6 protein-coding genes are annotated in these 5,358 nt (G+C 61.7%); 5 read left to right on the plus strand and 1 reads right to left on the minus strand.

Annotated elements, in window-relative coordinates; genetic code table 11:
* Positions 1 to 427, minus strand: a 427-nt coding sequence (locus EN964_RS23085) for an NYN domain-containing protein (RefSeq protein WP_164775945.1), incomplete at its 3' end; no start/stop codon positions are given.
* A gap of 325 nt (positions 428 to 752) precedes the next feature.
* On the opposite strand from EN964_RS23085, the gene rpoZ reads away from it, so the two are divergent.
* From rpoZ to EN964_RS23110, 5 genes are all read left to right on the plus strand, one after another.
* Complete coding sequence (gene rpoZ / locus EN964_RS23090) at positions 753 to 1,154, plus strand: DNA-directed RNA polymerase subunit omega (RefSeq protein WP_013532591.1); 402 nt, start codon at positions 753 to 755, stop codon at positions 1,152 to 1,154.
* Positions 1,155 to 1,267: 113 nt separating this feature from the next.
* On the plus strand, positions 1,268 to 3,496 hold the full coding sequence (locus tag EN964_RS23095) for a bifunctional (p)ppGpp synthetase/guanosine-3',5'-bis(diphosphate) 3'-pyrophosphohydrolase (RefSeq protein ID WP_023812864.1): 2,229 nt from the start codon (positions 1,268 to 1,270) through the stop codon (positions 3,494 to 3,496).
* A 50-nt stretch (positions 3,497 to 3,546) separates the two neighbouring features.
* Positions 3,547 to 4,125 carry an orotate phosphoribosyltransferase gene (gene pyrE / locus EN964_RS23100; protein ID WP_127267157.1) on the plus strand — a complete coding sequence of 193 codons (579 nt, stop codon included), beginning with the start codon at positions 3,547 to 3,549 and terminating at the stop codon, positions 4,123 to 4,125.
* A 71-nt stretch (positions 4,126 to 4,196) separates the two neighbouring features.
* Entirely contained in the window at positions 4,197 to 4,577 is a 381-nt protein-coding gene (locus tag EN964_RS23105; protein WP_164749033.1) for a VOC family protein, read from the plus strand.
* Positions 4,578 to 4,824: 247 nt separating this feature from the next.
* Positions 4,825 to 5,358 (plus strand): DUF2062 domain-containing protein (locus tag EN964_RS23110; RefSeq protein ID WP_127276760.1); only part of this gene is annotated, 534 nt, incomplete at its 3' end.

The raw sequence follows: 5,358 nt of genomic DNA on the forward strand, positions 1-5,358 counted from the left end.
TGGTCGAGACGATGGACACCTTGCGGCCGCGCCGCTGCAGCGCCTCGACCAGCGTGCGGAAATCGCCGTCGCCGGAAAAGATGACATAGTGGTCGACGACATCGGCGAGCTCCAGCGCATCGACCGTGAGCTCGATGTCCATATTGCCCTTGATCTTGCGGCGGCCGGTCGAGTCGGTGAATTCCTTGGCCGGCTTGGTGACCACCTTGAATCCGTTATAGTCGAGCCAGTCGATCAGCGGACGGATCGAGGAGTATTCCTGATCCTCGACCAGCGCCGTGTAATAATAGGCGCGCAGAAGATAGCCACGTTTCTGGAAGCTCGACAGGAGCTTGCGATAGTCGATGTCGAAGCCGAGCGCGCGCGACGTCGCATAGAGATTGGCGCCGTCGATGAATAGGGCGATTTTTTCACGAGGGTCGAACATGGAAAATATTCCTTCTCGAAATAAACGGCCGTCTAAACGAAATGCGATAGCGACGTTCGGTCAGGCTCATAATAAACCGGCTGACCTCTACGCATCCGAGATAGCGCCAGATTCACGGCAATCCAAGGGCGCGTGCGGCACTGCAAGCAATTGTGATCGGGACACCGAACACATAGGCACAGCCAGTTTTGCCGAATCGGGTGTTTGAACGAAGGATTGGGCGCCCTGCAGCCCGGCCATTGCCATGATGCTTGTATTTTGGCGGCGTTCGGGTTATGGACCGCGCCTGTTTTCCATCAAATCCATCGCATGAAAGGGGCAATCCATGGCCCGCGTAACCGTTGAAGATTGCATCGACAAGGTCGACAACCGCTTCGAACTGGTGCTGCTTGCCGGCCACCGTGCCCGGCAGATCAGCCAGGGCGCGCCGATCACCGTGCCGCGTGACAACGACAAGAACCCGGTCGTGGCGCTGCGCGAGATCGCCGATGAGACGCTGTCGCCCGACGACCTCAAGGAAGATCTGATCCATTCGCTGCAGAAGCATGTCGAGGTCGACGAGCCCGAGGCCGACGGCGAGGCGATTGCCGATCAGACCGGCACCGCCGTTGCTGCCACCGACGCCGATGACGCCGAGGAGAACATCACCTTCGACCGCATGACCGAGGAAGATCTCCTGGCCGGCATCGAGGGTCTGGTGCCACCGGAAAAAAGCGACGACTACTAAGAGCCTGGATCAAGCATCCGGCACTTCCGTCCTGGCAGTTTCGTGGCTATCTATGACATGCGCCGTACAGCAGTGCGGCGCATGATTCATTTCACCGCTGCGAGATCCCGCCCATGATGCGTCAGTATGAGCTTGTCGAGCGCGTCCAGCGCTACAAGCCTGACGTCAACGAGGCGTTGCTCAACAAGGCCTATGTCTATGCCATGCAGAAGCATGGCCACCAGAAGCGCGCTTCCGGCGACCCGTATTTCTCGCACCCGCTCGAAGTCGCCGCCATCCTCACCGAGATGCATATGGACGAGGCGACGATCGCGGTCGCCCTGCTGCACGACACGATCGAGGACACGACCGCCACACGGGCTGAGATCGACGATCTGTTCGGCCCCGAAATGGGCAAGCTGGTCGAGGGCCTGACCAAGCTGAAGAAGCTCGATCTCGTCTCGAAGAAGGCCGAGCAGGCGGAAAACCTGAGAAAGCTTCTGCTGGCGATTTCAGAAGATGTCCGCGTGCTGCTGGTCAAGCTCGCCGACCGCCTGCACAATATGCGCACCCTCGACCACATGCCGGAGGCCAAGCGCCTGCGCATCGCCGAGGAGACGATGGATATCTACGCGCCGCTGGCCGGCCGCATGGGCATGCAAGGCATGCGCGAGGAGCTGGAAGAGATCGCCTTCCGCTTCATCAATCCGGAAGCCTATCGCGCCGTCACCGCACGGCTTGCCGAAATCTTCGAGCGCAACAAGGGCGTGCTGACGGACATCGAAAAGGCGCTGTCCACGCTGTTCGAGAAGCATGCGATCAACGCCGGCGTGAAGAGCCGGCAGAAGAAGCCGTGGTCGGTGTTCCGCAAGATGGAGGCCAAGGCGCTGTCCTTCGAGCAGCTCTCGGATATTTTCGGCTTCCGCGTCGTCGTCGACACGGTCGAGGATTGTTACAGGGCGCTTGGCGCCATCCACACCGCGTGGTCGATGGTGCCCGGCCGCTTCAAGGACTACATCTCGACGCCGAAGCAGAACGATTATCGGTCGATCCACACCACCATCGTCGGCCCGTCGCGCCAGCGTGTCGAGCTGCAAATCCGCACCCGAGAGATGAACAAGATCGCCGAATACGGCGTCGCTGCCCATTCGATCTACAAGGACACCGGCGGCAAGACGAATGGCGCCGCCCACGCGATTTCGAAGGAAACCAACGCCTACGCCTGGCTGCGGCGCACCATCGAGCAGCTTGCCGAGGGCGACAATCCCGAGGATTTCCTCGAAAATACCAAGCTGGAGCTGTTCCAGGACCAGGTGTTCTGCTTCACCCCGAAAGGCATGTTGATTGCGCTGCCGCGCGGCGCGACGCCGATCGATTTCGCCTACGCGGTGCACACCGATGTCGGCGACACCTGCGTCGGTGCCAAGGTCAACGGCCGCATCATGCCGCTGATGACGGAGCTGAAGAACGGCGATGAGGTCGAGATCATCCGCTCCAAGGCGCAGGTGCCGCCGGCGGCATGGGAATCGGTCGTCGTCACCGGCAAGGCGCGCTCGGCCATCCGCCGTGCCACCAAGAACGCCATCCGCAAGCAATATTCGGGTCTCGGCATCCGCATCCTGGAACGCGCCTTCGAGCGTGCCGGCAAGACCTTCACCAAGGAGAGCCTGAAGCAGGTGCTGCACAGGCTGGCGCGCAAGGACATCGAGGATGTGCTGGCCTCCGTCGGGCGCGGCGAGCTCGCCTCCACCGACGTCATGAAGGCGGTATTCCCCGACTACAAGGATGAGCGCGTCACTACGGCCGTCCCCAAGCCGCGCGAGGAGGGCTGGTCGAAGATCCGCAATGCCGCCGGCATGTTGTTCCAGATTCCGGGTCGTGCCGCGCGCAAGGACAAGGACCAGCCACGCGATGGCGCCGTGCCGATTCGCGGCGTGCGCGGCGATCTGCCGGTGCGTTTCGCGCCGGAAGGGGCAGTGCCTGGCGATCGCATCGTCGGCATCGTCCAGCCGGGCACCGGCATCACCATCTATCCGATCCAGTCGCCGGCGCTGCAGGCGTTCGATGACCAGCCCGAGCGCTGGATCGACGTGCGCTGGGACATCGATGAGCGCACCAAGGAACGCTTTCCGGCGCGTGTCTCGGTCACCGCCATCAACGCGCCGGGGTCACTCGCCGATATAGCGCAGGTGGTTGCCTCGAACGACGCCAATATCCATACGCTGTCGATGGTGCGCACTGCGCCCGACTTCACCGAAATGCTGATCGATCTCGAAGTCTGGGATCTCAAGCACCTCAACCGGCTGCTGTCGCAGCTCAAGGACAATTCGAGCGTCAGCGACGCAAGACGCGTAAATGGCTAGATCATGCTCCGGTTTCGGACAAAGTCATGGTCAATCAAAAAGAGGCAGAAATGAACACCGATGAAGTGCTGGGCATTTTCCGCGAGGCGGGTGCTGTTCTGGAAGGGCATTTCATTTTGACCTCGGGCCTGCGCAGTCCGGTCTTCCTGCAGAAGGCGCGCGTGTTCATGCATGCCGACAAGACCGAGCTACTGTGCAAGGCGCTGGCGGAGAAAATCCGCGCAGGCGTGCCCGGCAAGATCGACTATGTCGTCGGCCCGGCGATCGGCGGGCTGATCCCAGCCTACGAGACCTCGCGCCATCTCCGCGTGCCGGCGATCTGGGTCGAGCGGGAAGGCGGCGAGTTCCGCTTGCGCCGCTTCGAGATCGCCAGGGGTTCGCGTGTCGTCATCGTCGAGGACATCGTCACCACTGGCCTGTCGATCCGAGAGACCATCGAGTGCCTGCGCGATCTTGGCGCCGAGGTAGTGGCCGCGGCCTGCATCATCGACCGTTCGGCTGGCAAGACCGATGTCGGTGTGCCGCTCATCGCGCTGGCCGAGTATGAGGTCCCGGCCTATCCGGCCGACCGGCTGCCGCCGGAGCTTGCCGCCATCCCGGCGATCAAGCCCGGCAGCCGCAACATCTGACGGGGCATTTTTTTCGCCCAACAGTGTGCGGCGGTTTTGGGGAAAGCGACATGCGTGAAGACAAATTGGAAATGATCACCGGCATCGATCATTTCGTGCTGACGGTCGCTTCGCTGGAAGTGACCTGTGAGTTTTACCAGCGCGTGCTGGGTTTTGAGCGCATCGACGCGGCGGATCGGCCGACGGCGCTGGCTTTCGGTATCCATAAGATCAATGTGCATGAGGTCGGCCGCACTTTCGAGCCGAAGGCGAAGTCGCCGGCTCCGGGCTCGAGCGATTTCTGCCTGGTCACGGACGGGCCACTGGATGAGGTCCGTGCCCGGCTCGCGGCCAATGGTGTGGCGGTGGAACTCGGTCCGGTTGAACGTGTCGGGGCCCGCGGTCCGATGATGTCGGTCTATTTCCGCGACCCGGACGGCAATCTGGTCGAGGTCAGCGAATACCTGCCGTAGCGCTGGTGCTCTTCGAAAAAGCGACTGCCAGTTTTCCTTAAATTCGCCGCGATTGTCCAATGTTCGAAGCATGAACCACCCCGAGGGGCGGCGACGAGTGCGCATCGGACAGACGGTGCTTGGTTGTTCTTCTGTCAGCGCGTCGTTATATCATGCTTGCGATTGCCATTGGGTGATCGTCAAGCGCAAGATGTGGCTACCACGCCCGGCTAAGGTGCCGTTGCGGGAGCCGTGGAACGGGAACAGAGTGCTTTTTCGACGCCGCAAGCCTGATGGCCTTTATGAGCGGGTGCGTACCTACCTTTGGCCGCGCCGCTCATTTTCGCGCTCGCTTCAGTATTTTTCCAAGCGCATCCTGCGGCTGAAGGCCACACCGCATGCGGTGGCGGCCGGCGTTGCAGCGGGGGTCTTCGCTTCATTCTTTCCCGTCGGTTTCCATTTCATCATCGCTGCCCTCCTGTGCTGGGTGATCGCCGGCAATCTGGTGGCGGCCGCTCTCGGCGCGGTTTTTTTCGGCAACCCCCTGACCTTCCCGTTGCTATGGGGGGCGTCGTGGGAAACGGGCAAGCTCATCCTGCATGACCGCTTGCCGACGCATGGGCCGCCGGCACATCTGGGCGAGATGTTGCACAACCTCTCCTTCGCGCAATTGTGGAAACCGGTCCTTGAACCGATGCTGATAGGCGCGGTTCCGCTCGGGCTCGCCTTCGGGCTGCTGTTTTACGCCATCACGCGCTGGGGCATGAACGCTTTCCGCGAACAGCGGTGCAAACGTCTGGCC

This window comes from Mesorhizobium sp. M7A.F.Ca.CA.001.10.2.1 (genome assembly GCF_003998575.1).
Taxonomy (GTDB): Bacteria; Pseudomonadota; Alphaproteobacteria; order Rhizobiales; family Rhizobiaceae; genus Mesorhizobium.

Excerpts from the sequence above, each read along its gene's own strand:
- rpoZ (WP_013532591.1), top strand. The coding sequence starts at position 753 with ATGGCCCGCGTAACCGTTGAAGATTGCATCGACAAGGTCGACAACCGC.
- EN964_RS23095 (WP_023812864.1), top strand. The coding sequence starts at position 1,268 with ATGATGCGTCAGTATGAGCTTGTCGAGCGCGTCCAGCGCTACAAGCCT.
- pyrE (WP_127267157.1), top strand. The coding sequence starts at position 3,547 with ATGAACACCGATGAAGTGCTGGGCATTTTCCGCGAGGCGGGTGCTGTT.
- EN964_RS23105 (WP_164749033.1), top strand. The coding sequence starts at position 4,197 with ATGATCACCGGCATCGATCATTTCGTGCTGACGGTCGCTTCGCTGGAA.